General features: G+C 72.1%; 21 protein-coding genes and 2 tRNA genes. 8 read left to right on the top strand and 15 right to left on the bottom strand.

Features of this window, described 5'->3' with window-relative positions:
• The first annotated feature begins 347 nt into the window (after positions 1-347).
• A complete protein-coding gene (locus tag ACZ69Q_RS25720) occupies positions 348-1,775 on the top strand; it encodes a M6 family metalloprotease domain-containing protein (protein ID WP_471045993.1) in 1,428 nt (475 codons plus the stop codon).
• Between the two features lie 278 nt (positions 1,776-2,053).
• Here the strand turns inward: ACZ69Q_RS25720 and ACZ69Q_RS25715 are convergent.
• The 7 genes from ACZ69Q_RS25715 to ACZ69Q_RS25685 all read right to left on the bottom strand — a co-directional run bounded on the left by ACZ69Q_RS25715 (position 2,054) and on the right by ACZ69Q_RS25685 (position 8,537).
• A tRNA-Lys gene (locus ACZ69Q_RS25715) sits at positions 2,054-2,127 on the bottom strand.
• Complete coding sequence (locus ACZ69Q_RS25710) at positions 2,118-2,783, bottom strand: bifunctional DNA primase/polymerase (protein ID WP_471045991.1); 666 nt, start codon at positions 2,781-2,783, stop codon at positions 2,118-2,120. Before ACZ69Q_RS25710 ends, ACZ69Q_RS25715 begins: the two co-directional genes overlap by 10 nt.
• Positions 2,784-2,922: 139 nt before the next feature.
• Entirely contained in the window at positions 2,923-3,288 is a 366-nt protein-coding gene (locus tag ACZ69Q_RS25705; protein ID WP_471045988.1) for a hypothetical protein, read from the bottom strand.
• Between the two features lie 138 nt (positions 3,289-3,426).
• The gene (locus ACZ69Q_RS25700) at positions 3,427-4,761 is read right to left on the bottom strand and encodes an AAA domain-containing protein (protein WP_471045985.1); all 1,335 of its coding nucleotides are present in this window, start codon (positions 4,759-4,761) and stop codon (positions 3,427-3,429) included.
• A complete protein-coding gene (locus ACZ69Q_RS25695; protein WP_471045982.1) occupies positions 4,758-6,365 on the bottom strand; it encodes a hypothetical protein in 1,608 nt (535 codons plus the stop codon). Before ACZ69Q_RS25695 ends, ACZ69Q_RS25700 begins: the two co-directional genes overlap by 4 nt.
• On the bottom strand, positions 6,356-7,588 hold the full coding sequence (locus ACZ69Q_RS25690) for a hypothetical protein (protein ID WP_471045979.1): 1,233 nt from the start codon (positions 7,586-7,588) through the stop codon (positions 6,356-6,358). Before ACZ69Q_RS25690 ends, ACZ69Q_RS25695 begins: the two co-directional genes overlap by 10 nt.
• Positions 7,539-8,537 carry a phosphatase PAP2 family protein gene (locus tag ACZ69Q_RS25685; protein ID WP_471045977.1) on the bottom strand — a complete coding sequence of 333 codons (999 nt, stop codon included), beginning with the start codon at positions 8,535-8,537 and terminating at the stop codon, positions 7,539-7,541. The genes ACZ69Q_RS25690 and ACZ69Q_RS25685 overlap by 50 nt, the downstream gene beginning before the upstream one ends.
• A gap of 187 nt (positions 8,538-8,724) precedes the next feature.
• Between ACZ69Q_RS25685 and ACZ69Q_RS25680 the strand changes: the two genes are divergently transcribed.
• Entirely contained in the window at positions 8,725-9,321 is a 597-nt protein-coding gene (locus ACZ69Q_RS25680; RefSeq protein WP_471045974.1) for a histidine phosphatase family protein, read from the top strand.
• A 25-nt stretch (positions 9,322-9,346) separates the two neighbouring features.
• Here the strand turns inward: ACZ69Q_RS25680 and ACZ69Q_RS25675 are convergent, their stop codons facing one another.
• The gene (locus tag ACZ69Q_RS25675; protein ID WP_471045971.1) at positions 9,347-10,828 is read right to left on the bottom strand and encodes a hypothetical protein; all 1,482 of its coding nucleotides are present in this window, start codon (positions 10,826-10,828) and stop codon (positions 9,347-9,349) included.
• Between the two features lie 266 nt (positions 10,829-11,094).
• Here ACZ69Q_RS25675 and ACZ69Q_RS25670 point away from each other — a divergent pair, with 266 nt between their 5' ends.
• Both ACZ69Q_RS25670 and ACZ69Q_RS25665 read left to right on the top strand, forming a co-directional pair.
• The gene (locus tag ACZ69Q_RS25670; protein WP_471045968.1) at positions 11,095-11,550 is read left to right on the top strand and encodes a hypothetical protein; all 456 of its coding nucleotides are present in this window, start codon (positions 11,095-11,097) and stop codon (positions 11,548-11,550) included.
• Positions 11,551-11,655: 105 nt separating this feature from the next.
• Complete coding sequence (locus ACZ69Q_RS25665; RefSeq protein WP_471045965.1) at positions 11,656-12,525, top strand: spermidine synthase; 870 nt, start codon at positions 11,656-11,658, stop codon at positions 12,523-12,525.
• Between the two features lie 18 nt (positions 12,526-12,543).
• Here ACZ69Q_RS25665 and ACZ69Q_RS25660 read toward each other — a convergent pair whose 3' ends face one another.
• Positions 12,544-13,065, bottom strand: a complete 522-nt coding sequence (locus ACZ69Q_RS25660) for a hypothetical protein (protein WP_471045963.1) — start codon at positions 13,063-13,065, stop codon at positions 12,544-12,546.
• A 110-nt stretch (positions 13,066-13,175) separates the two neighbouring features.
• Between ACZ69Q_RS25660 and ACZ69Q_RS25655 the strand changes: the two genes are divergently transcribed.
• The 3 genes from ACZ69Q_RS25655 to ACZ69Q_RS25645 all read left to right on the top strand — a co-directional run bounded on the left by ACZ69Q_RS25655 (position 13,176) and on the right by ACZ69Q_RS25645 (position 16,871).
• Entirely contained in the window at positions 13,176-13,880 is a 705-nt protein-coding gene (locus tag ACZ69Q_RS25655) for a response regulator transcription factor (protein ID WP_471045960.1), read from the top strand.
• Positions 13,877-15,295, top strand: a complete 1,419-nt coding sequence (locus ACZ69Q_RS25650; RefSeq protein ID WP_471045957.1) for a sensor histidine kinase — start codon at positions 13,877-13,879, stop codon at positions 15,293-15,295. Before ACZ69Q_RS25655 ends, ACZ69Q_RS25650 begins: the two co-directional genes overlap by 4 nt.
• A 109-nt stretch (positions 15,296-15,404) precedes the next feature.
• A complete protein-coding gene (locus ACZ69Q_RS25645) occupies positions 15,405-16,871 on the top strand; it encodes a glycoside hydrolase family 18 protein (protein ID WP_471045953.1) in 1,467 nt (488 codons plus the stop codon).
• Positions 16,872-16,991: 120 nt separating this feature from the next.
• Here ACZ69Q_RS25645 and ACZ69Q_RS25640 read toward each other — a convergent pair whose 3' ends face one another.
• From ACZ69Q_RS25640 to ACZ69Q_RS25625, 4 genes are all read right to left on the bottom strand, one after another.
• Positions 16,992-18,410 (bottom strand): GH1 family beta-glucosidase, encoded by a 1,419-nt coding sequence (locus ACZ69Q_RS25640; RefSeq protein WP_471046340.1) that lies wholly within the window; start codon positions 18,408-18,410, stop codon positions 16,992-16,994.
• Positions 18,411-18,563: 153 nt separating this feature from the next.
• Positions 18,564-19,469: a carbohydrate ABC transporter permease gene (locus tag ACZ69Q_RS25635; protein ID WP_471045950.1), complete on the bottom strand. Its 906-nt coding sequence runs from the start codon at positions 19,467-19,469 to the stop codon at positions 18,564-18,566.
• The gene (locus tag ACZ69Q_RS25630) at positions 19,466-20,494 is read right to left on the bottom strand and encodes a carbohydrate ABC transporter permease (protein ID WP_471045947.1); all 1,029 of its coding nucleotides are present in this window, start codon (positions 20,492-20,494) and stop codon (positions 19,466-19,468) included. The genes ACZ69Q_RS25635 and ACZ69Q_RS25630 overlap by 4 nt, the downstream gene beginning before the upstream one ends.
• Complete coding sequence (locus ACZ69Q_RS25625; RefSeq protein WP_471045944.1) at positions 20,491-21,816, bottom strand: ABC transporter substrate-binding protein; 1,326 nt, start codon at positions 21,814-21,816, stop codon at positions 20,491-20,493. The genes ACZ69Q_RS25630 and ACZ69Q_RS25625 overlap by 4 nt, the downstream gene beginning before the upstream one ends.
• Positions 21,817-22,193: 377 nt before the next feature.
• Here ACZ69Q_RS25625 and ACZ69Q_RS25620 point away from each other — a divergent pair, with 377 nt between their 5' ends.
• The gene (locus tag ACZ69Q_RS25620) at positions 22,194-23,249 is read left to right on the top strand and encodes a LacI family DNA-binding transcriptional regulator (protein ID WP_471045942.1); all 1,056 of its coding nucleotides are present in this window, start codon (positions 22,194-22,196) and stop codon (positions 23,247-23,249) included.
• Positions 23,250-23,457: 208 nt separating this feature from the next.
• Here the strand turns inward: ACZ69Q_RS25620 and ACZ69Q_RS25615 are convergent, their stop codons facing one another.
• Both ACZ69Q_RS25615 and ACZ69Q_RS25610 read right to left on the bottom strand, forming a co-directional pair.
• Positions 23,458-23,976: a GNAT family N-acetyltransferase gene (locus ACZ69Q_RS25615; RefSeq protein WP_471045940.1), complete on the bottom strand. Its 519-nt coding sequence runs from the start codon at positions 23,974-23,976 to the stop codon at positions 23,458-23,460.
• A gap of 126 nt (positions 23,977-24,102) precedes the next feature.
• A tRNA-His gene (locus tag ACZ69Q_RS25610) sits at positions 24,103-24,175 on the bottom strand.
• Between the last annotated feature and the right edge of the window lie 26 nt (positions 24,176-24,201).

Below are 24,201 nucleotides of genomic sequence, written 5' to 3'. Positions count from 1 at the left end.
TCGCTCCCGCAGTGCACTCGATCTTCGGATGGGTCTCATCGGAATGGTCGGCCGGGTGGATGCCGGGCGGCTGCCGGGCCGTGTCCGTGCAGGAAAAGTGTCAGGAAAGTGTGCCGATCATAGAGGCTGGTCTCCGGCCCTTCCACCTACTGTCCAGTGTTCCCGCGCAACGCGCGCATCCGACAGATCGTTTCTGCTCGCACCTGGACAGCTTCTTCGGGCCCCCGACCACTTGTGACGTTCCGTGAGCGATTCGGGGTGTCGATGCCGCGGAGCCCGTGGCCCGCTCACCCGTCCGGTGCAGCAGAACAGGACGTAGTACGACAATCTGACACAGGCTGGGTGCGGTGTCCCGCGAACCGCTTCCGGAGGTCCACGTGCCGCGTCAGCTCCCCCTGCTCCGTGGGATGGGTCTGCTGCGGGACAGGCACCGACTGCGCAGTGTCGCCGCGGTGTTCACCACGATGTCGGCGCTCGCCGCGACCTCCCTGGTCGTCGGTCCGTCGGTCGCGGAACCGTTCGACGCGGCACCCTGTGCCCTGGAGCGCACCGACGCCCACCACTCCGAGGGCCTGGACACCTGGAACGCCACCTATCCGCGTCCCGCCCGGGGGCTCGACGCGGTCATGGTGTTCCTGTCCTTCCCGGACGCGGCACCCCTGACGACACCCGCCGAACTGACGGCCGACCACTTCCCGGCCACCACCCGCTTCTTCGAACGTGCCTCCTACGGCAGATTCACCCTGCGCCCGCATCCGCTGCGGCACTGGCTGCGCATGCCGCGCCCGTCGACGGCGTACGCCATACAGCGTGACTGGCGTGTCGCCGACCGGGCCGCCTATCTGCGGGACGCCCTCGCGGTGGCGGACCGGGAGGTGGACTTCTCCCGCTACGACGTCGTCTACTTCGTCGCCGACCCGGACGCGCCCGGCGTCGACTCGGACGCCACCAAGGTCGTCAACCTGGAGACGCCGCTGCGGGCCGACGGCACCGACATCCGGCGTGTCGTCACCGTGTTCGAGAACCACCCGCCGGACCGGCTGGTCCTCGCGCACGAGACCGGCCATGTCTTCGACCTGCCGGACCTGTACCACCGTCCGGTGGACGGCAAGGGCGACTGGGACACCTATGTCGGCGACTGGGACCTGATGGGCAGCCAGTTCGGCATGGCTCCGGACCTGTTCGGCTGGCACAAGTGGAAGCTCGGCTGGCTGGATCCACGGCAGGTGGTGTGCGTGCAGGGCAGCGGAGCCGGGACCGCCCGGCTGACGCTGGAGCCGCTGTCGGCGGGCCCGGGGCTGCCGCCGCGGACGGGCGCGGCCGGGGCGGACGGCGACTTCGGCGGACCTGCCCTCGGCCCGAACGGCTCCTCCGAACCGACCGGCTCCGCCCACGGCACCGTGCCGGGGTTCGGGCTGGGCAACGGCATCAAACTCGCCGTCGTGCGCACCGGCGCCGAGAGCGCCCTCGCCTTCGAGGTGCGCGGTCCGGTGGGCAACGACGTGGAGACCTGCCGGCAGGGGGTGCTGGTGTACCGGGTGCGCAGCCGGACCGAGTCCGGCGGCGGGCCGGTCGAGGTGATCGACGCCCATCCACGCAGCGAGGCCTGCTGGGAGGAGTCCGTGTACCCACCACTCGCGGACGCACCGGTCGGCCTCGGCGAGACCTTCACGGTGCCGGGGGAGGGCGTCCGGGTGGAGGCGGAGGGCAGGACGGCTTCGGGCGCATGGACGGTGAAGATCACGACGACGGACAGCGCGCACGTGTCGGGGTAGCGCCCATGCCGGAGCGGCCGGAGCGGCCGGAGCGGCCGGAGCGGCCGGAGCGGCCGGAGCGGCCGGGGGTGGAGTGGTGGCCGGGCGTTCGCGGCGCATGCGAAAAGCCCCTCGTTCTCACGAGGGGCTTTCACTGTCTGTGCGCCGCCAGGGACTCGAACCCCGGACCCGCTGATGCTGCATTCTCCGGGGGATAACCCCCGGACCCCCAGCCGCCCCTGCAGAGCCCGCCTCAAAAGCAAAAGCCCCCCGCAGTTGCGAGAGGCCTTTACCGTCTGTGCGCCGCCAGGGACTCGAACCCCGGACCCGCTGATTAAGAGTCAGCTGCTCTAACCAACTGAGCTAGCGGCGCCTGCTGACGTCGTAGACCTTAGCACCCTGATCGGCGTGGGGAAAAATCGATATCCGAACGGCAGCGCGGGCGGCCCGTACGGCCGCCCAGAGCAGCACCTCGGGGCCCGGTAACCAGGGATTACGGGTGTCGGGGGCGACCAGCCAGCGGGAGCCGGAGGGGGTCGTCGGCGGCAGGTCCGCGTCCGGTAGATCCAGGTCCGGCAAGCCCGCGTCCGGCCCGTCCGGGTCCGCCGGCGCCGGGACGGTGACCGCGTCGCCGGTGCCGTGGCAGAGGAGCGGCGGCATGCCGTCCGTGCGGCCGAACTCCTCCCACCGCAGCAGTGACGGCAGCCGCTGGGCGGTGCCCGGCGCGGCGAACATCAGGATCCGCCCGCGATAGACGGCCACGGGTCCCGAACCCGGCCCCCCGTCCCACAGCCGGTCCAGCATCCGGCGCCCGAAGAGCGCGGGGGCGCTGACGACGTCGAAGACGGAACCGCAGGGCAGGACCACCGGGGCCGCCGGGCGCTCCTCCCAGAGGGCGAGCGTGCTGCGCGGATACGTTCCTGCCGAGGCGAGCCAGGCGACGCCGTCAGGGGTGATCCGTGCGGCGGTGTCGACACCGGTGGCGTGGAAGCCGGCGTCCGAGAAGATGTCGTCCCGTGTGCTGCTCATGACGCATAGATCTACCTGGCGTGAGCACGCGGTCTCTCAGGGTTGCCGAAACGCCGTACAGGAGAGGGTGGGAGCGGGTATCTTGCCCGCCTGGCATATGCCAAGAGGTGGCGGTGGGTGAGCTGCCCGGTCGGGTCGGTCACACCGGGTCGACGTGTCCCGCCCCTTCGACGCCACGCATCAGATCCCTGCCGAACTCCACCATCTTCTTGGCGTAGTCCTCGGTCCACTCGGCCTGCTCGGCGATGTCGGCGGCCGTCAGCCGGTCGAACCGCCGCGGGTCGGCGAGCTGCGCCGCCGCGATGGCCTGGAACTCCACCGCGCGGTCCGCGGCCGCCCGGAACGCCTGCGTCAGCTCGGTCGCCCGCGCGAGCAGCGCCCGGGGGTCGTCGATCGACTCCAGGTCGAAGAAGTGCTCCGGGTCGTCGGCCGCCTGCGCGGGCTCGAAGAGCAGGGGCGCGGGGCGTAGCCGCGGTTCGTTCCGACGCGGCGTGGGCTCCGCCATGTCTTTGTCCTCCTCGTACGTCACCGGTCTCGTCGGTCACCGGCGACCCTGCGGTGAACCGGTCCACCGTCCATTGTCCCGCGCCCGCGCAAGTGGGCGTCGGGACAGGTCAAACGGGGTGCCGTCCTTCCAGGGCCTTCAAGGCCGCCAGAGCACCCGATGTTCCGAGAGCCTGGCCAACACCGCGTGATTCGCCTCCCAACCGTCCGGAAACTTCACCACCGTCCCCAACTGCACCGGCTCCGTCGACGGGTAGTCGTCCAGGAGGTCGCTCACCCCCGCGCGGCACACCACGATGCACGCGTGCCGATGGCGGGAGGCCAGCACGCACAGGCGGCCCGTCTCCAGGTGGAAGGCGGTGGCGTCGGGGCGGCCGGAGAGCGGGTGCAGGACCACGGTCACGTCGTACTCGCGGCCCTGGAGGCGATTGGCGGTGTCGACGGTGACGTCTGTCACCCCCAGCTCGGCCAGCGCCGCCCGGATCCCGGCGGCCTGGTCCCGGTGGGCCGTGCCGACCGCGATCCGGTCGGCGGTGAGCGGCGCCGGATCCGGCGAGCGCTCCGACGTCGCCACGCCGCCCCGGTCCAGCAGACGCCGTACGACCGCCGCCACCGCCCGCACCGCCTCGGGATCCGTGCGCGGGGTGTGCCGCGCCGGCAGTTCCAGCAGCCCCCAGCCCGACTCCGCCGCCTCGTCGATCACCCGGTCGGGGCCCGAGCCGTCCGACGGGACCGCGAAGGTGAGCCGGCGGTCGTCGTGACCGGTGCCGCTGCGGAAGGGGGTGAAGGGGTAGAACGCGTCGGAGACCAGGGGGGCGGCGGAGGCCGGGAGGCGCCAGGAGACCGGCAGGCGGTGCTGGGGCAGGTCGGGGTTGTGTGCGAGGAGGGTCGTCACGGCAGAGCCCGAGGGGTCGTACGACAGGCCCGCCCACTGCTCGCTGCCCACGATCGCGAACGGGTCGAGCTGACCCGGGTCGCCCACGAACAGCGCCCGCTCGAACAGCCCGGCCACGGCGAGCAGCGAGTCCGAACGCATCTGGTACGCCTCGTCGACGATGGCGTGCCGCCAGGGCTCGTCGACCTTGACGTGCGCCCACTTGGCCGCCGTGGACAGGACGACGGCCTGACCCGCGAGATCGGCCGCCTTCGCCGACTTGCGTACGTTCGGCAGGTCGTCCAGCGCCTTGTCGTACGGGTCGGAGTCGCTGCTGTGCAGCCGGCCCACCGGCAGCTCGGGGTTCTTCTCGGCGAGCCTGAGCACCAGGTCGTCGACCTGCGCGTTGGTCTGCGCGACGATCATCAACGGGCGCCCGGCGTCCGCGAGTTCCAGGGCCGCGCGGACCACGAGCGTGGACTTGCCGGCGCCGGGCGGGGAGTCCACGACGACGCCGCGCGCCTCGCTGTGCAGGGTGTTGTGCAGGATCGCGTCGGTGGCCTCGGCCGCGGCGGCACCGGGGTCGAACACGGCGGTCACAGCACGTCCTCCTGGGTGAGCGGATCGGCGGCCTCGGACACCTGTTCCCCTGGCGGCCCGCCGTGCGTCCACGGTGTCTGCTCCGGTTCGGGCAGCTTCGCGCCGCCCCGTTGCTCGTGCTCGAAGAGCGTGAAGCAGACCAGGTCGCCCTTCTGCGGCACCGACCCCTCCTCGGGCTCCTTGCCACGGCCCATCTTGTCCAGGACGCGCAGCACGATCAGTGCGCCGCCGTCCTCGTCGAGAGCCTCCTCGTGGCCGACGAACTCCGCCGACTGGGGTTTTTGGCCCAGCGACCGGAACACCTTGGCCCGCTCGCCGAGGTGCGGCCGGTCGTCCGTGCGGACGGTGACCAGGGGCCGCGGGCTCGGCCGCTTGCCCTCGCTGTACGCCATCACCACATCGGTGACCTCGCCCGCGAACGCCTCTCCCACCAGTCGCCGCCCCGCCATCACCAGCGGATCGTCGAGCGCCTCCTGGGCCTCCAGACGGGCCTGTTCCCGCTCACGCGCGGCGAGCTTGTTCGCGGCGGTGACCGCGTCGTCGCGGCGGGGCTGCGGGGGCTCACCGGCGAGGACGCGGTCCCGGTGGCCGGTGAACGACCAGCGGTCGCGGGTCCACCGCTCCTCCACCCGCCCGGCCACGGGCAGCTCCCGCAGCAGGTCCAGGCCCCGCCACACCGCGTCCCAGGTGGGCCGGGTCCGGCTCGCCACCAGGGCGCGGATCTCCCGCTCGGCCGCGGTGAGGTCCCCCAGCCGGTCATCGGCCTCCAGCCCGTCCGCGGAGGCGGCGAGGGCGGTGCGGGCGCGGTCGTAGCGCTCGATCGCGGGGGCGAGCAGTTTGTTGTCGAACGCCGGGTCGGTGGCGGGGCCGGCCGGCGGGCACAGGAGCTGGCCGTCCCGGTCCCGCGCGAGCTCCGCCCGCAGTGCCGCCTCGGCCCCGCTCTCGCCCGGCGGGGGGTCGATCCAGGCGAGCAGCGCGCCCAGGTGCTGGTCCTCCAGGGTGGACTGGCCGGTCGCCCAGTGCCGGGACAGCAGGTCCGTCATGGCCGGCAGCAGCGAGGAGCCGGGCACGCGGGCCCGCTCGCCGAAGTGGGTGAGCCAGCGGCCGAGCAGCGGCACGCGCGGGGGCGCCGGATAAGGGGCCTCCGGGTCCTGCTCCGCCGTACGCCGAAAGCGCATCGAACGGCCCAGGAGCCGTACGAACTCGATGCCCGCGCGGCTCGGCATGATCAACTGCGGGGCGTCCGCGCACAGCTCGACCTCGACCTTGACCCGCTTGCCGGTCTCCGGGTCGGTCTCGTTGCGCTCGGCCGCCTCCACGTCCTCGGCGTAGGCGTCGATGTACGGCAGGACGACGTCCGCCAGCTCGGACAGGAACGCGAACCTGAGGTCCCGGTCGCGCGGCTGCGGTACGACCAGCAGGTGCGGGGCGTCCCGGTCCGTGCCGACCAGCGCGCCGAGCGGGGCACCGGCCTCGCCGGCGGTGGTGAGCGGCACGAACACGAGCGGGCGCTGCGACAGATGCCGGTGACGGACGGTCGCGGCGGGCTGGGCGCGACCGGTGCTTACGGCTTCCAGTCGGGCGAGGGTGGAGATCAGCGACACGCGGCCACCGCCCGGTCACCGAGGGCCTGCGCGCGCAACCGGGCCGCCCGGCGCAGTGCCGCCACCGCCGGGTCGTCCGGGTCGCCCGACTCGCCGCGCGCCGCCGACAGGACGTCCCCGACCGTGGTCAGACCGCCCAGCTCGGCCCGTACCGAGCGACCCAGTGAGGTCACCGCACCGGACTCGAGGGAGCGGGCGCGGCAGTGGAAGGCCAGCTCGCAGGCGGACAGGCACTCGGGCGCGTACGTCGCCGGAACCGACTCGACGGCGGCCGTCAGATCGGCCGCGGGCAGTTCGGGGGAGAAGCAGGTGCCGGCGGGGAGCGCGTCGGCGATGTCCTCGATACGGGTGAGCCGGTCGAGCTGGCGGGCGGTCACCGCGCGCTGTTTGCGGACGTCGACGGCCGAGGCGGTGGGGAGGTTGGAGAAATCCTTGGGGCAGACCAGCAGGACGCGGTCGCGCACGCGCGGGACAGGGGCGCTGTCCGAGGCTGTCCGCTTCTGGGGCGCCTTGGCCGGTGTCGAGGCGGCGACCGTCCTCGGCTCTTCGACACCGGCACGCCCCTCCGGCTCCGCGCCGAGCCGGGCGGCGACCTCCTCCAGCGCCAACACGTACACCGCCGCCTGCCGCGCGGCCGCACCCACCTTCGCCGGGTCCGCCGAACCGTCCAGCATCGGGAAGGACTTGATCTCCACGACCGTCCAGGTCCCGTCCGGGTGCACGACGACCGCGTCCGGCTCCAGGAAGGCGGGCGAGCCGGCGACGTCCAGAGCGAGCATGGGGTGGTCGAGCAGGGTCCACTCGCCGTGCGCCTCGGTGGCCTCGCGCAGCGCCAGTGCCGTACGGGCCGTGCGGCCCTCGGGGCCGGTCGCGGTCAGCTCGGGCACGCGCGCGTGGGTGGGCGGTTCGGCGCCGCGGTCCAGCTTCTCGCGCACCAGGCGCAGCAGCTCCGCGCCGCCGTCCGCCTTGACCTTGGCCTCGAAGGCGTTGCCGCGCGTGAGGGCGAACTGCGACTGCCCGAAGGCCGACGGCGAACCCAACGCGCTCGCCAGCACCGCCTTGTTCACCCCGGCGCCGTCCAGGATCGCGCGCCGCTTGCAGCCGGGGTTGGCGGCGAGGGCGGCCAGGGCGCGCGCGTCCAGCGCCTTGGCCGGTACGTCGGGACCGCGCAGCTCAGCGAGCCGGTGCCGGAGCGCCGTCCCCCGCGTCCTGGGGAGAGGCACTCGGCTCGGCTCCGGCTCCGAACCGGGACTCGCGCTGCCGTGGAATTCGCTCACCCGCGGAAGTCTGGCATCCGCCACTGACAATCGAGGAGGAAGTGGCACCCGAGCCCACCGTGACGGTGGCGCCCGCGGCGCTCGGGACCGAGCCGGCGGCGGCCGAGACGGGCGTGAGCGCAGGCCCGAACCGCGTCCGCGCCCGGTCCATGATCCGCATCACAACGGGCGCCAGCAGCAGGCCGACGCCCATCACGGCGGCGCCCGCGACCGCGTCGAGGAAGTAGTGGTTGGCGGTGCCCATCACCACGATCGTCGTGATCAGCGGGTAGGCGACCGCGGCGATCTTCGTCAGGCGCGTCCCGCCGAACCGCCACAGCATGACCCCGCACCACAGCGCCCAGCCGACGTGCAGGCTCGGCATCGCCGCGTACTGGTTCGTCATGCCGCCGAGGCCCTTCGGCGCGCTGGCCTCGCCGCCCCACCAGCCGTAGGAGCTGTACTGGGCCATCGTGTCGACGAAGCCGTGGCCGCCGGCGAGCAGCCGGGGCGGGCAGGTCGGCAGCAGGGTGAAGCCGATCAGACCGATGAAGGTCGACGTCATCAGCCAGGTGCGGGCCGCGCGGTAGTGCACGGTGCGGGACCTGAAGAGCCACACCAGGAGCACCGGCGTGACCAGGTAGTGCAGCGAGGCGTACCAGAAGTCGGCCGGGACGCCGATCCAGGCCTCGCGGGTGAACAGGCGGTTGAGGGGGTGCTCCGCGTTGAGGTACAGAGCCTTCTCGATGTCCAGGATCCCCAGGCCGTGGTCGACGGCGGTGGAGACATCCCCCCGGGCGAGCAGGCGGCCCGCCGAGTAGCAGGCGTAGACCAGCAATATCAGCGGCAGCTCGGTCCACCAGCGCAGGCGGGTCCGCGGCGTCGCCTCCACGCCAGCTATGTCGGCGTGCGGCATCCGATCGCCTCCCCCTTCTTCTTTCACGGCGCCCGGTGGACCGGTCGAACCACTTTACGGTGTACGCGCGCGCCCCTTTCGGGCGCCCTGGCCCTCTAGACGCAGAGATCGCCCGGCGGGTTGCCCGCGCACAGCGTGCGCGATGATGTATGCGTTCCGCCTCTCATTTCTCCCGGAAGGCCCCGCAATGGCACCGCGCATCCTGCTGGCCCGGCACGGACAGACGGCGTGGTCGCTGTCCGGCAAGCACACCGGCAGGACCGACGTGCCCCTCCTGGAGGAGGGCCGCAGGGGCGCGAAGCTGCTGGGTGAGCGCCTGCACCGGCCGCCGTACGACGGACTGGACGGGGTCGAGGTCCGCACGAGCCCCCTCGCACGCGCGCGTGAGACGTGCGAACTCGCCGGATTCGGCGACCGCGCGCGTACCTGGGACACGCTCATGGAGTGGGACTACGGCGCCTACGAGGGCATGACCCCGGCGGACATCCAGGCGATCCGCCCGGGCTGGCTCATCTGGCGCGACGGTGTGCCCGAGGGGGAGACCCTGCCCGAGATGACGGCCCGCGCCGACGAGGTCGTGGCATGGGCCCGCGAGGCGGACCGGGATGTGCTGGTGTTCGCGCACGGGCACATCCTGCGGTCCATCGGCGCGCGCTGGCTGGGGCTGCCGCTCGACTTCGCGGCGCGGATCCGGCTGAACCCGACCTCACTGTCGGTGCTGGGGTGGGCCTACGGCGAGCCGGCGATCGAGAGCTGGAACGACTCGGGGCACCTGGCCGGCTAGCCCACCCGCGAGCCCGCCGAGCAGGTCACGCCGGGCGGGGCGCCGACGCGTGCCGCTCCAGGAACGCCGACACCCCGCTCGCCCGCCGGTGCGGCAGCAGCACCCGGGCCGTGCCCGCCAGCATCGTCTGGACCCGCGAAGACTGCACCAGGTCCAGCAGGTCCAGCACCCGCATCCCGGCGGCGGCGGCCTCGTCCGGGCGTCCGCCCCGCGCCAGGTCGTCCGCGAGCTGCGCGGTGTACAGGGCGATGTTGCGGGTGAAGTGCGGATCCTGGAGCTGGGCCGCCCGCCCCGCGTGCCGCGCCGCGCGCTGCCAGTTGCCCAGCGTCGACCAGCACTGCGCCTCCAGGACCTCCAGCTCGGCCTCTCCGTAGAAGCTCATCCACTCGGGGTCGGCCTCCGAGTGGCCCCGCTGGAAGAGGGCCTGCGCACGGGCGAGGGCCTGCTCGCAGCCGGTGCGGTCGGCGAGCCCCGCCCAGCCGCCGGCCTCGCGCAGCGCGAGCAGCGACATCAGCCGGGACGAGCCGAGCGCGCGCCCGACGCGTTGCGCGGCCTGCGCCGCCCGCACCGCCTCGCGGGGCCGGCCCGCGTCCCGCGCGAGGAAGGACGTATTGCAGAAGGCGTGGGCCTCCAGCCCCGGGTCGCCCGCCATCCGGGCCGTCGCGAGCGCCTCCGCGTAGTGCGAGCGGGCGTCGTCGAAGCGGCCCGAGTCGTGGGCCAGCCACCCCACCGAGATGGCCAGTTCACCCGCGCCCGCGTGGAGCCGGTCGCCGGTCGCCTGCCGGGTCGTACCGGCGTCGAGCAGTGCGTAGGCGGCCCGCAGCGGGGCGGCGGCGCGCCGGTAGAGGCCGTCGGCGCCGTGCCGGTCGTCGAGCAGCCGGATGCGGCGCACCGCTTCCTCCAGCGCGTCCGCCTCCCGCCCCCCGACACGTCTGAGGGGACGCTCCGCGGCAGCGGCGTCATAGGCGAGCCCCAGGGGGCTGCTCAGTGAGGCGGCGGCCACTGTGGCGCCTCCGCCGGTCATGAATGCGCGACGTAGCACGTCGCTCTCCTCGCGGTTCTCGTCGTTCTGCGCTGTGCCGTACGCGTCACACGGGTCGTACGTTCTTTGCGGGTTCAGTGGGTCATACGGTTCGTGGGCCCCTGGCGTCTCACTCGTGGCGCACGCCGGGCTCGTGGTGTGTGCCGGGGGTGCGTCCTCCTCGGCGCGCGCCTGGCGTCCGCGTACGGACGAGCGGGGCGCGAAGCCCAGGTCGGTGAGGGTGCGGCCGGGGAACATGTGCAGGAACACCCGTTCGTACGCGTAGTTGGGGCAGCGGATCTCGCCGGCCTCGACCCTGCCGATGTAACGCGCGTCACAGCTCACCCGCTCACCGATCTCGTGAGCGGCCCGTCGCACCACCGCGGCGAACTCGGCCGGCGAGCGCTGTCCGCGCAACCGCCGGAACGCGAGATTCGGCCGCGTTGGCCTGGAGGGCTGGGACGAGGTCAGCTCTGACGACGCCATGGCCGGGTCCTCTCGTGCGAACCGTCGAACCATGCCGGGACGAGGACGAGTTGAAGCGAAAATCCGTGTGATGCCCTTGTGTCCGGCGGGCAAGAACGTACCTGCTGTAGCGGAGCCACCACGCAGGGTTTGGCTACAAACCGGATATCTCATACGTGATCTGCCATGAACTGCCATCCTTTGCGGCTGACTTCCGCCGTAGCCGTTGACGCCGTGACGCGTTGAACTCTTCGGACTGCAAAAGGGGTTCCGTGGTGGAGGTCGGGATGGAGACCAGCCAGAGCGTCGTTCCTCGTACGCCGTCGACAACGGCGGGGCACGCGCCGACCGCAGAGTGCGGCGCGCCGCCGGGCGCGGCGTGCGACCCGGAGTCGGGGTGCGACGTGGTCACCGTCCCCGCGCGACAGGGCCTGGAGGCGGTCGACATCCTGCGGCGGGGCGCCTGCGATGCGGTGGGGCCCGTCCTGCACGACGACGGTGGCGACACCCTCGGCTTCGTGGTCCCCTCGGGCACGGCCGCCGCCTGGGACGTGCCGGGCAGCACCTGCACGGAGACCGACGGGCGGGGCCTGCGCCTCGACCTGAACCCCGAGCCACCGGTCGAGGGCTCGGACTGGCTCCTGCCGCCCGGGGAGGCGGACCTGGCGACCGATCCCGCGGTGCTGCGTGCGGCGCTGGGCGAGGCGGCTCGGCTGATCGAGGCGGCCGACAACTGTCGGTGACCGGCGCAGGCGCGGTGCCGCCGTCCGTCCGCCCCCGCGGCAGGCCGGTGACCAGGCACGTCCCGGCGGCAGGTGGGACCGCCGGTACCCCCTGATAATGGCCGAGTGGGAAAGTCCAGAAAACCCCGGCGCTCAGCCGCGGACCTCGCCTCCGTCGTCGAGAGCGTCGACGGCGGGCTCGCCCAGCTCATACCCGACCGGGACCGCGCGCGGGCCTGGACGCTGCTGATCGACGGGGCGCCGCAGTCCCACGTCGACCTGGACGACCCCGCCCACCTCTCCTTCGAGTACCAGCGCCGCCTCGGGCACGCCATCGACCTCGTCGCGCCGCCCGGCAAACCCGTACAGGCCGTGCACCTCGGCGGTGGGGCCCTGACCCTCGCCCGCTACGTCGCCGCCACCCGCCCCCGCTCCACCCAGCAGGTCGTCGAGCGCGACGCCGCCCTCGTCCAACTGGTCCGCCGCGAACTTCCCCTGGACCGCGCCGCCCGCGTCCGGGTGCGCTCCACCGACGCCCGCGAAGGGCTCGCCAAGGTGCCCGACGGCTGGGCCGACCTCGTCATCGCCGACGTCTTCAGCGGCGCCCGCACCCCGGCCCACCTCACCTCCACGGAGTTCCTCGACGAGGTCCGCCGCGCGCTGCGGCCCGGTGGCTGGTACGCCGCCAACCTCGCCGACGGTCCGCCGCTCGCGCATCTGCGGGGCCAGATCGCCACCGCCGCCGCCCGGTTCGCCGAGCTGGCGCTGGTGGCCGACCCGACGGTGCTGCGCGGCAAGCGGTTCGGCAACGCGGTCCTGCTCGCCGCCGACGTCCCGCTGCCGGTCGCCGAGCTGACCCGGCGCGCCGCCTCCGACCCGCACCCGGGCCGGGTCGAACACGGCCGGTCCCTCGCGGACTTCACCGGGGGCGCCGTACCGGTCACGGACGCGGCGGCGGTGGCCTCGCCGGCGCCACCGGCGTCCGTCTTCAGATGAACCCGTCCCCGCGGTGAGTCAGTAGTTCCCGATCTCCACCCGCGGCGGCCCGTCGTGCCACGTGCAGAACACCGACACCCGGTCCGCGCCCGCGCCGAACTCCACCCGGATCCACGTCTCCGTCTTCCACACCTGCATCGACCAGCCCGAGCCCGGGGTGGCGGAGACGAGGGTCGCGGAGGCGTCGCCGATGTCGAAGACCACCCGGCCGCCGTCGGTGTCGTAGCTCTTGACCTGGCCGGACGTGGTGGGGGAGGGATCCGGGGTGCCGGCCGCGGGCTTCGAGGGGGTCGGCGTGCGGGGCTTCCCGGTCGGCTTCGGGGAAGGGCTCTTCGAAGGGGCGGGCGGCTTCGGGGAGTTCGTCGAGGACGCCAGCGGCTTCGACCCTTGCGTCGTCGCGTCGGCCGCGGTGATGGGCAGGGCGCGCGGGCGGTCGTAGACCGTGCCCGCCATCACCGTGTGGACACCCCACCACGACAGCGTGACCGCCGCGCCAGTGGCGAGCGACCAAGCCAGTACGTGTACGAGTCCTCTGCGCATCGCGGGCCATACTGCCTCACGCGTCCCAGAAGTGTCGCCCGGTTGTCCACAGGGAGCGAGTTGTCCACAGGCCCGGACCCGGCTCGATGGCATGGCGTACGGTGCGGCGCATGGCAAGTGTGCTCGTGGTCGAGGACGACCCGTTCGTTCGTTCGGCGCTCATCCGGCACCTGACCGACGCGGCGCACACCGTTCGCAGCGTCGGGACGGCGCTGGAGGCGCTGCGCGAGGTCGCCCATCTCCGTTTCGACGTGGTCATCCTGGACCTCGGTCTGCCCGATCTGGACGGCTCCGAGGCGCTGAAGATGCTGCGCGGAATCACCGACGTCCCTGTGATCATCGCCACCGCACGGGACGACGAGACGGAGATCGTCCGGCTGCTGAACGCAGGGGCGGACGACTACCTCACCAAGCCCTTCTCGGTCGAGCACCTCTCGGCCCGCATGGCGGCCGTCCTGCGGCGTTCCCGTGCCGCGGCCGGTGACCTGCCGCCGGAGACCGTGCTGCGCGTCGGCGGCCTCACCGTCGACCCGCTGCGCCGCCAGGCCGACCTGGACGGCGTCCGACTCGACCTCACCCGGCGCGAGTTCGACCTGCTCACCTTCCTGGCCACCCGGCCCGGAGTGGTCGTACCCCGCAAGGAACTGCTCGCCGAGGTGTGGCAGCAGTCCTACGGCGACGACCAGACGATCGACGTCCATCTGTCCTGGCTCAGGCGCAAGCTCGGGGAGACCGCGGCGCGACCGCGCTATCTGCACACCCTGCGCGGCGTGGGAGTGAAGCTGGAACCGCCCGGTGGGGAGCTGCCGCGATGAGATGGGCCCTGGTCAAGGTCTGCCTGGCGGTCACCACCATGGTCGTGGTCGCCTTCGCCGTCCCGCTCGGACTCGTCATCCGGGAGATGGCCCGCGACCGTGCCTTCTCCAACGCCGAGCGGGAGGCCGCAGCCGTCGCCCCGGCACTGTCCATCACCACCGACCGGGACCAGTTGGAGCGGGTCGTCGCCTCGGCCGGTTCGGACGCGGGCATGGCCGTGCACATTCCGCCGTCCGCCGACAAGGCGTCCGGCAGCACGGCCGCAGTCGACCTCGGCCGGCAGCGCGCCGCCGACGGCGACATCGCGACCGTACGGCGACTGGGCCGTGCCTCGACCTCCGAGGTCCCCGGCGGGTCCACGCTGCTCCAGCCGGTCGCGCTGAGCTCCGGGGAGATAGCCGTCGTCGAGGTGTTCGTCCCCGACGCGGAGGTCACCAACGGGCTCACCACGGCCTGGACGGTGCTCGCCGGGGTCGGCCTCGCGCTGATCGTCGGGTCGGTCGCCGTCGCCGACCGGCTGGGTGTGCGGATGGTGCGGCCGGCGCAGCGCCTGGTCGAGGGCGCGCACGAACTGGGGGAGGGCAAGCTGGGCGCCCGGGTGCCCGAGGAGGGGCCGACCGAACTGCGGCTGGCGGCGGTGGCGTTCAACTCCATGGCCGACCAGGTCGTCCAACTCCTCGCGAACGAGCGTGAGCTGGCGGCCGACCTGTCCCACCGGCTGCGCACCCCGCTGACCGTGCTGCGGCTGAACGCGGCCTCGCTCGGGGACGGTCCGGCCGCCGAGCAGACCCGCACGGCCGTCGCCCAGTTGGAGCGCGAGGTCGACACCATCATCCGTACCGCCCGGGAGGCCAAGCCGCAGACGGTGGCCGCCGGTCCGGGCGCCGGGTGCGACGCGGCCGAAGTGGTGCGCGAGCGCATGGCGTTCTGGTCGGCGCTGGCGGAGGACGAGGGCCGCAAGGTGCGGGTGGCCGGCGTGGACCGGCCGGTGCGGATACCGGTGGCCCGGGCGGATCTGGCGGCCGCGCTGGACGCCCTGCTCGGCAATGTCTTCCGGCACACCGCCGAGGGCACGGCGTTCGCGGTCGACGTGCACAACGGCGAGGACGCGGTGATCGTGCTCGTCTCGGACGCGGGGCCCGGCATATCCGACCCCGAGGCGGCGATGGCGCGCGGGCGGGGCTCGGGCAGCGCCGGGTCGACGGGGCTGGGCCTCGACATCGTGCGCCGGCTCGCGGAGTCGACCGGCGGGGACGTACGGATCGGGTCGTCGGTGCTCGGCGGGACCGAGGTGCGGATCTGGATCCAGCTCGACGGCAGGGAGCCGGTGCGGCGGGGACATCGCGGTTCCGTCCGGCGGCGCCGGCCCGGCAGATTGGTCTCTACCTTTAACCGTCCCCGATCCCTTCCTTAAGGGCGCCATAAGCTCCTCAACCCCCGTCCGGATCAGGCACTTTGCCCGATTCGTGATCGCTAGCGTGCTGCCGCACCCCCCACCCCCGAACAGCAAAGGCAGACACGCGATGAGCACCCACCGACGCAGGTTCAGCGGCAGGAGCAAGGCGATCGGCGGTCTGGTCGCGGCGGCCGCGGTCGGCGGTGGAGCGATCGTCTTCACCGGCACCGCCCAGGCGGCCGGCATCGGAGCGGCGTACACGAAGACCAGCGACTGGTCGACGGGTTACACCGCGCAGTACGTCGTCACGAACAACAGCGGTCAGGTGAAGAAGGACTGGACGCTGGAGTTCGACCTGCCGTCGGGCTCGAAGCTGAGCTCGCTGTGGAACGCCGAGTCGAGCGTGAGCGGCCGGCACGTCACCGTGACGCCGCCGAAGTGGGACACGGACGGCCTGGCCACCGGCGAGTCGGTGACGGTCGGCTTCGTGGTCAACGGCACGGCCGCCCCGACGGGCTGTCTGATCGACGACGCCAAGTGCTCCGCGGACGACACCGCCACCCCCGAGCCGAGCGGCCGCCCGACGCAGACGCAGTCGCCCGCACCGACACCGACCGCGACGGCGAAGCCCACCGCGACCGCCACCCCCACGGCCACCCCCACCGCCAAGCCGTCCCAGAGCACCGGCACCGGCACGAAGGCCGACGCCGGCTTCGCCCCCTACATCGACACCTCCCTCTACCCGGCCTTCGACATGGCGGCGAGCGCCGAGGCGACCGGCGTGAAGAACTACAACCTCGCCTTCATCACCGACGGCGGCGGCTGCACCCCGAAGTGGGGCGGCGTCACGGACCTCGGCAGCGACGCGGTGGCCGCGCAGATCGGTGACCTGCGCGCCAAGGGCGGCGACGTCCGGGTCTCCTTCGGTGGCGCGGCCGGCAGCGAGCTGGCCACGACCTGCTCCTCGGCGGACGCGCTGGCGGCGGCGTACGGCAAGGCCGTGGACGCGTACAAGCTGACCAAGGTCGACTTCGACGTCGAGGGCGGCGCGCTGCCGGACGCGGCGGCCAACACACGCCGCGCCCAGGCGATAGCCAAGCTCCAGCAGCAGCACCCGGACCTGGACGTCTCCTACACCCTCCCCGTGATGCCGGAGGGCCTCACCCAGCCGGGCGTGGACCTGCTGGCCAACGCCAAGCAGAACGGCGTGAAGATCAACACCGTCAACATCATGGCGATGGACTACGGCCCCGCCTACAGCGGCGACATGGGCACCTACGCCGAACAGGCCGCCACCGCCACCCAGGCCCAGGTCAAAAGCGTCCTCGGCCTCTCCGACGGCGCCGCCTGGAAGACGGTCGCCGTCACCCCGATGATCGGCGTCAACGACGTCACCACCGAGATCTTCAAGGTCGACGACGCCACCCAGCTCGTGAACTTCGCCAAGTCCAAGGGCCTGGGCTGGCTGTCGATGTGGTCGGCCACCCGCGACAAGCAGTGCGCGGGCGGCGAGAAGCCGGCGGCCGACGCGACATGCAGCTCGATCCTCCAGGACAAGTTCGCCTTCTCGAAGGCGTTCGCGGCCTACAACTGACCGGACGGCCTCGCGAACCACGGGGGGCGCGCCCCGGCCGGTCTTCCCCCCATCCGGCCGGGGCGCGGCACGTCCCCTCGGCGCGCCGCGCCCCGTCCCCCGGCCCGGTTCCCCCGGCCCTCAGAACACCTCGTCGACCGCCGGCAGCGCCCCGGCCCGAGCCGCCTTGCCGTACCAGAGCGCGCTCGACTTCGGGGTCCTCGCGAGCGTCGAGTAGTCGACGTACACCGCGCCGAACCGCTTCTCGTAGCCGTACGCCCACTCGAAGTTGTCCAGCAGGGACCACAGGTAGTAGCCGCGGACGTCCGCGCCGTCGGAGATCGCGCGGCGGACCTCGGAAAGGTGGCCGTGCAGGTAGGCGACGCGCTCCGGGTCGTGGACGCGGCCCTCGGAGTCGGGCTTGTCGTCGTAGGCCGCGCCGTTCTCGGTGACGTACAGCGGCAGGCCCGGGGCCTCCCGGCTGTAGCGCATGATCAGCTCGTGCAGGCCGGTCGGGTCGATGGACCAGCCCATCTCCGTGCGCTCGCCCGGCGCCTGGTGGAACAGCACGTCGTCCGCGCCGGGCCACGGCGAGTGGTCGCTCGCCCCGTGGCCGTCGGCACGCGGACCGGTCAGCTCGGACTCGGCCGCGGAGACCAGCGTGGGGGTGTAGTAGTTCAGACCCAGGGCGTCCAGCGGCTGGTTGATCGCCGTCAGGTCGCCGTCCTGGACGAACGACCAGTCCGTCACCAGCTCCGTCGCCGTGTACAGCGTCTCGGGGTAGACGCCGTGCAGGATCGGGCCGTGGAAGATCCCGTTGGCCAGGTCGTCGATCTTGCGGGCCGCCGCCAGATCCGCCGCGTCCTGCGAAACCGGCCGCACCACCGAGGAGTTGAGGCTGAGCGCCACCGAGTTGCGGGCCGGCATCACCGAGCGCAGGGCCTGTGCGCCAAGCCCGTGGGCCAGGTTCAGATGGTGGGCCGCCTTCAGCGTGGCCGCCGGTTCGGTCCGGCCCGGCGCGTGCACACCCGAGCCGTAGCCGAGGAACGCGCTGCACCACGGCTCGTTCAACGTGATCCACTGCTCGACGCGGTCGCCGAGCGCCTCGCCGACGATCTGCGCGTACTCGGCGAACCGGTACGCGGTGTCCCGCTCCGGCCAGCCGCCCGCGTCCTCCAGCTCCTGGGGAAGGTCCCAGTGGTAGAGGGTGACGGCGGGCTTGATGCCCTTCGCCAGCAGCTCGTCCACCAGCCGGCGGTAGAAGTCCAGGCCCACCTGCACCGCCGGGCCCCGGCCCGTCGGCTGCACACGCGGCCAGGAGATGGAGAAGCGGTACGCGGTCAGGCCGAGGTCGGCCATCAGCGCGACGTCCTCGCGGTAGCGGTGGTAGTGGTCGACAGCGATGTCACCGTGCTCGCCGCCGGCCGTCCGGCCCGGCGTATGGCTGAAGGTGTCCCAGATGGAGGGGGTGCGGCCGCCCTCCCGCACCGCCCCTTCGATCTGGTACGCGGAGGTCGCGGCGCCCCAGAGGAAGGCGGGGGGAAAGGACACGGAGGACATGGGCTCTGGCATGGAAGCGCTCCCATTGGAGGTCGTGGAGACCGACGGGTACGGGTAGGAGGGGAGAAGGGGGAAGGGGATTGAGGCCGGGGGCCGGGGCGGCGGTGACGCGGCCCCCGGGACGTCGTACGGCGGACCTGGGCGAAGCAGGCGTCAGCCCTTGATCGCGCCCTGCATGATGCCGCCCACGATCTGCTTGCCGAACAGCAGGAAGGCGATCAGCAGCGGCAGGGTGCCGAGCAGGGCGCCGGCCATGATCACGGCCTGGTCGGGAACATAGCCGGTGCCCAGTGAGTTGAGGGCCACCTGCACGGTCGGGTTCTGCTGGTTCAGGGCGATGATCGGCCACAGGAAGTCGTTCCAGGCGAACACGAAGGTCAGCAGGCCGAGCACGGCCATCGCGGGCCGGGCCGCCGGGAACACCACGTGCCACACCACCCGCAGACTGCTCGCGCCGTCCACCCGCGCCGCCTCGATCAGTTCCGTGGGCAGCGCCTGCAGCAGGTACTGCCGCATGAAGAACGTACCGAAGGCCGTGCACAGCGTCGGCAGGATGACCGTCTGGAGCTGGTTTGACCAGCCGAGGTCCGACATCCACAGATACAGCGGTACGACGGCCAGTTGCGGCGGGATCATCATGGTGCCGATCGTCAGCATCAGCAGCACCCCGGAGAACCGGAACCGCAGCTTGGCGAAGGCGAAGCCGGCGAGCGTGGCGAACAGCACCGTGCTGATGGTGATCGTTCCCGCGACGAACGTGGTGTTGAACATCGCGGTACCGAGCCCGGCCTCGTCCCAGGCCCGCCCCATGTTCTTGAACAGGTTCCCGCCGAACCACAGCGGCGGCGGGGTCTCCGCGAGCCGCCGGTCGGTGCGCGAGGCCGCGATCGCCGTCCACACCAGCGGAGCCAGCGAGACAAGCGCGAAGACGGCCAGCACCACGTAGGTGAGCGGGCCGGCGTGGAGCTGCTTGCCCGCGCCCATCACCCGCGGCCGCTCGCGCCTGGGCCGCCCGGCCTCCTTCTCGGCCCGGGGCAGGGTCAGTTCACTTGCGGTCATTGGGACTTCCTCAGCCGTCGGGAGATCAGCAGTTGGATCACGGCGACGATCAGCAGGATCAGGAACATCGACCAGGCGATCGCGGACGCCTTGCCGAGGTTGCCGATGATCCAGCCCTGGTCGTACATGTACAGACCGAGCGTCTGGTACTGGTGCTCGGAACCGCCCTTCGAACCGCTCACCCCGCCGAACAGCAGGGGCTCACCGAAGAGCTGGGTCGCGCCGATCGTGGAGACGACCACTGTGAACAGGATCGTCGGGCGCAACTGCGGGATCGTCACATGGATGAACTGCTGCCAGCGGTTGGCGCCGTCGATCGAGGCGGACTCGTACAGGTCCGTCGGGATCGCCTGCATCGCCGCCAGGTAGATCAGCGCGTTGTAGCCCGTCCACCGCCAGATCACGATCGACGACACCGCGAACTGCGAACCCCAGTCGGACTCACGCCAGTTGACCGGGTCGATGCCGACGAAGTCCAGCAGCCAGTTGATCATGCCGCCGTCCCAGGAGTACAGCAGCACGAACACCAGGGTCGCCGCCGCGACCGAGGTGGCGTACGGGGTGAGCATCACGACCCGCCACACGGTCGAGCCGCGCAGCTTGTAGTTGAGCAGATGCGCCAGCCCGATCGCCATCAGAAGCTGCGGCACCGTGGAGATCACACCGATGGTGAGGGTGTTCCACAACGCGTTCCAGAAGAAGTCCGAGGACAGCAGGTTCTGGTAGTTGTCCAGGCCGGTCCAGGTCTGGCCGTCCAGGTCGGCCAACTGCACGTTGTGCAGCGAGTACCACGCCGTGTACAGCAGCGGGATGAGCGAGAACGCCCCGAAGACGATGAAGAAGGGGGCGACGAACGCGTACGGCGACGCCTTCATGTCCCAGCGGTACAGCCGGCTCCGCCAGGAACTGCTCCCCGGCGGCGGGGTACCGCGACCGTGCGCGCGGCCGGCCGCGCCCGGCTGGTCACCGGGCGCGGCTTCGGCGCTCGACGCGGGATGCGCGAGGGCCTGCTTGGAACTGCTCACTGGCCGAGCACGTCCTTGATCTCCGCGGTGGCGGCGTCCCAGCCCTCGTCGGGGGACTTGCCCTTCTGCTCGACCTGGAGGATGCCGATGTCGGTCAGCGCGGTGTTGATCGGCTGGTCCTTGACTCCGAAGTACTGGACCGGGATGGTCTTCGCCGAGGCGGCGAAGATCTCCGTGATCGGCGCGTTCGAGAAGTACGCCGTGGTGTCGGCCGCCGGCTTCAGGGTCGAGTACGCCGACGGGGCCGACGGGAAGCTCGCCTGCTTGGCGAAGACCTTCGCCTGCTGCTCGGGCGCGGTCAGCCACTTCGCCAGCGCGATGGCCTCCTTCTGGTGCTTGCTCGCCGTCGGCACACCGATGAACGAACCGCCCCAGTTGGCCGCGGTCGGCGCCGCCGCCACGTCCCACTTGCCCTTGCCGGCCTCACCCGACTTCTCCTGGATGTAGCCGATCATCCAGGCCGGGCAGGCCACGGTGGCGAAGGTGCCGTTGGCGTAGCCCTGGTCCCACGGCTTGTCGAACTGCTTCAGCTTCGCCGACATGTCGCTGGTGGCCACCTCCATGGCGGCGTCCCAGGAGTCCTTCACGCCCTGCGACTTGTCCCAGACGACGTTGCCGTCCTTGTCGTAGTAGCGCTCGGTCGCGCCGCCGAGGGCCGCGTTGTAGACGGAGGAGGCCGAGTCCACGAACTTGGTGCCGCTCGGCGCCTTCTTCATGTACTCCTTGCCGACGTCGACGTACTTGCTCCAGTCGCCCTTCCACTGCTCGGCGAGCTTGGTGCGGTCGGTCTCCAGCCCCGCCTTCTGGAACAGGTCCTTGCGGTAGCAGATCGCCATCGGGCCGACGTCGGTGCCGAGCCCGATCAGCTTGCCGTCCTTCGTGGTGGCCTGGGAGTTCTTCCAGTCCAGCCACTGGGACTTGTCGACCTCCTTGCCGAGGTCCACGAACTTGTCGGCCTGCGTCTGCACGGCCTCGGTGATGTTGCCGACCTCGATCGCCTGGATGTCGTCGGTGCCGGAACCGGCCTGGAGGCGCGTCAGGGTCTTGGGCCAGTAGACGTCGGTGCGGGTGGTGACGTTCTCCTTGATGGTGATGTCGGGGTGGAGCTTGGTGTACTCGTCGTAGAGGCCGGCCTGCTTGTAGCCGAAGACACCGAAGGTGCCGATGGTGAGCGTGGTCTTGCCTCCGCCGCCGTTGCCACCGCCCTCGTTCGAAGAGCCGTCGTCCGAGTCCTCGGCGCAGCCGGCGAGCAGCCCTGTCGTCAGCGCGGCCGCGGCCGCGAGGGCCATCAGCCGGCGGGACCCGCGGGTACTCGTGCGCATTGCGTCCTCCTGTTGCCTGACGTGCCGACCCCCCGGCCAACTGCATGGTTGGGCCCGTTCATTGTTCTCGCTGCGGCTCGGGCGGGGAACGTGCGGGATGTGTATGTGTCAGGTACTGTGGGAGCGCTCCCACAAGTGATGTGTTGAAGGTTCGTCGGTCCGGGCGGGGGTGTCAAGACAGCGGACGCGGACTTATGTGTTCAGTTATCGGCCCGTTAACTAACGCGGCAGAGCCGGCGGTGCGGGTACGAACTCGGCCAAGATCGGGAGTATTTGGCCGGAGCAGGGTCTTGATCCACGGTCTCCGCGGACGGTCACGGCACCGGCGGGACTGTTAAATTCCAGGCCAACGGAATGGTCAACGGGAGGCGGAGCCCATGGCAACCCACGGAGCGCGGGGCCGGAGCGGCGGCCGGCCCACCCTCGAAGAGGTGGCGGCCCGCGCGGGCGTCGGCCGCGGCACCGTCTCCCGGGTGATCAACGGCTCGCCGCGGGTCAGCGACGCGACCCGTGCGGCGGTCGAGGCGGCGGTCGCCGAGCTCGGCTACGTCCCCAACACCGCGGCCCGCGCCCTCGCGGCGAACCGCACGGACGCCATCGCGCTGGTCGTGCCCGAGCCGGAGACACGGTTCTTCGCGGAGCCGTACTTCTCGGACATGCTCAGGGGCGTGGGCGCCGAACTCTCGGACACCGAGATGCAACTCCTGCTGATCTTCGCGGGCAGCGACAAGGAACGGCGCCGCCTGGCCCAGTACCTGGCCGCCCACCGCGTGGACGGTGTCCTGCTGGTCTCGGTGCACGCGGACGACCCGCTGCCCGACCTGCTGGCCCAGCTCGAGATCCCCGCGGTGATCAGCGGCCCGAGATCGGCCGCGGAGACGCTGACCTCGGTGGACTCGGACAACTACGGCGGCGCCCGCTCGGCCGTCGAGCACCTGCTGGACGGGGGCCGCACCCGCATCGCACACATCACCGGCCGCCTCGACGTCTACGGTGCGCAGCGCCGCGTCGACGGCTACCGCGACGCCCTGCGTGACGCGGGCCGCCCGGCGGACGAGCGGCTCATCGAGCCCGGCGACTTCACGGAGGAGGGCGGCGCCAGCGCGATGCGGGCCCTGCTGGAGCGCTGCCCCGACCTCGACGCGGTCTTCGCCGGATCCGACGTCACGGCGGCCGGCGCCCGCCAGGCCCTGCGCGAGGCGGGCCGCCGCATCCCCGACGACGTCGCCCTCGTGGGCTACGACGACTCCGCCATCGCCCGCCACATGGACCCGCCCCTCACCAGCGTGCGCCAGCCCATCGAGGAGATGGGCCGCCGCATGATCGACCTCCTCCTGGCCGAGATCGCGGACCGCCGCCCGGCGGCGTCGAGGGGACTGGAGCGGACCCAGGCGGTACTGGCCACGGAGTTGGTGACCCGGGCGTCGTCCTGAGCGGGCGTGCGCTGCCGCCGGGCCCGGCGAGGGGCGGTGCGGCGCGCGTTGTTCGCCGGCAGCGACTGGCGTGCCGCGCGGACGGGGCGGTGGCCATGGGGCGTGAAGTGCGTGCATGCCGAGGCGCTCGGGCCGGCCTGCCCGGACGGGGTGTCGTAACGGTCCCCGTACGGGATTTGGCGCCGGGCCCGTCACACGCGACGCGACGTCATCGCCGGGGCAGCCGGCGGCGCCATCGGATCTCCCCGTCCTGGCGCTCCTCGGTCGGGGTCAGGCCGGTCGCCGCGGCGACCGTCGCCGAGGCGTGGTGGGCGGGGTGGACATGGGCGACGACCGTGTGGACGGGGCCCTTCGCCAGCCATGCGACGAGGGCGCGGCCCGCTTCGGAGGCTAGGCCGCGCCGCTGCCACGGTGTGCCGATCACCCAGGCGATCTCGGCGGTGCCGTCCGCGGTGATCGTCGCCTGGACCGTGCCCACGAGGCAGGACTCGGCGCGCAGCCGCAGCACCCAGTTGCACCAGGAGGCGGCCGGGTCGGGGGAGCCGGCGACGAGGCGTTCGTAGCGGGCGCGCAGGGCGTCGGGGGAGAGCGGGGCGCCGCCGATGAAGCGGTGCAGCGCCGGGTCCGACAGGGCGGCGGCCATCTCCTCGGCGTGCTCGACGCGCAGCGGGAGCAGGTCGAGCCGGTCGGTGCGGACGGGCTCGGCGGGTATGCGGGGCTCGGACACCGTCGGCAGCCTAGGGCCAGGCGTCGCGGGGCGGAGGGGGTTTCGGCGACAGCCGTCAGCGGTTGGAACCGCCGGTAAACAGATCAGCCGGTGACTTCATGAACGAAGTCACCGGCTGACCATCAGGGTGAGTGACGGGACTCGAACCCGCGGCATCCTGGACCACAACCAGGTGCTCTACCAGCTGAGCTACACCCACCATGACCGGTTGTTGACTTCCGTGGA

This window comes from Streptomyces sp. NPDC036764 (assembly GCF_055609385.1).
This window is presented reverse-complemented; position numbering and strand designations above follow the sequence as displayed.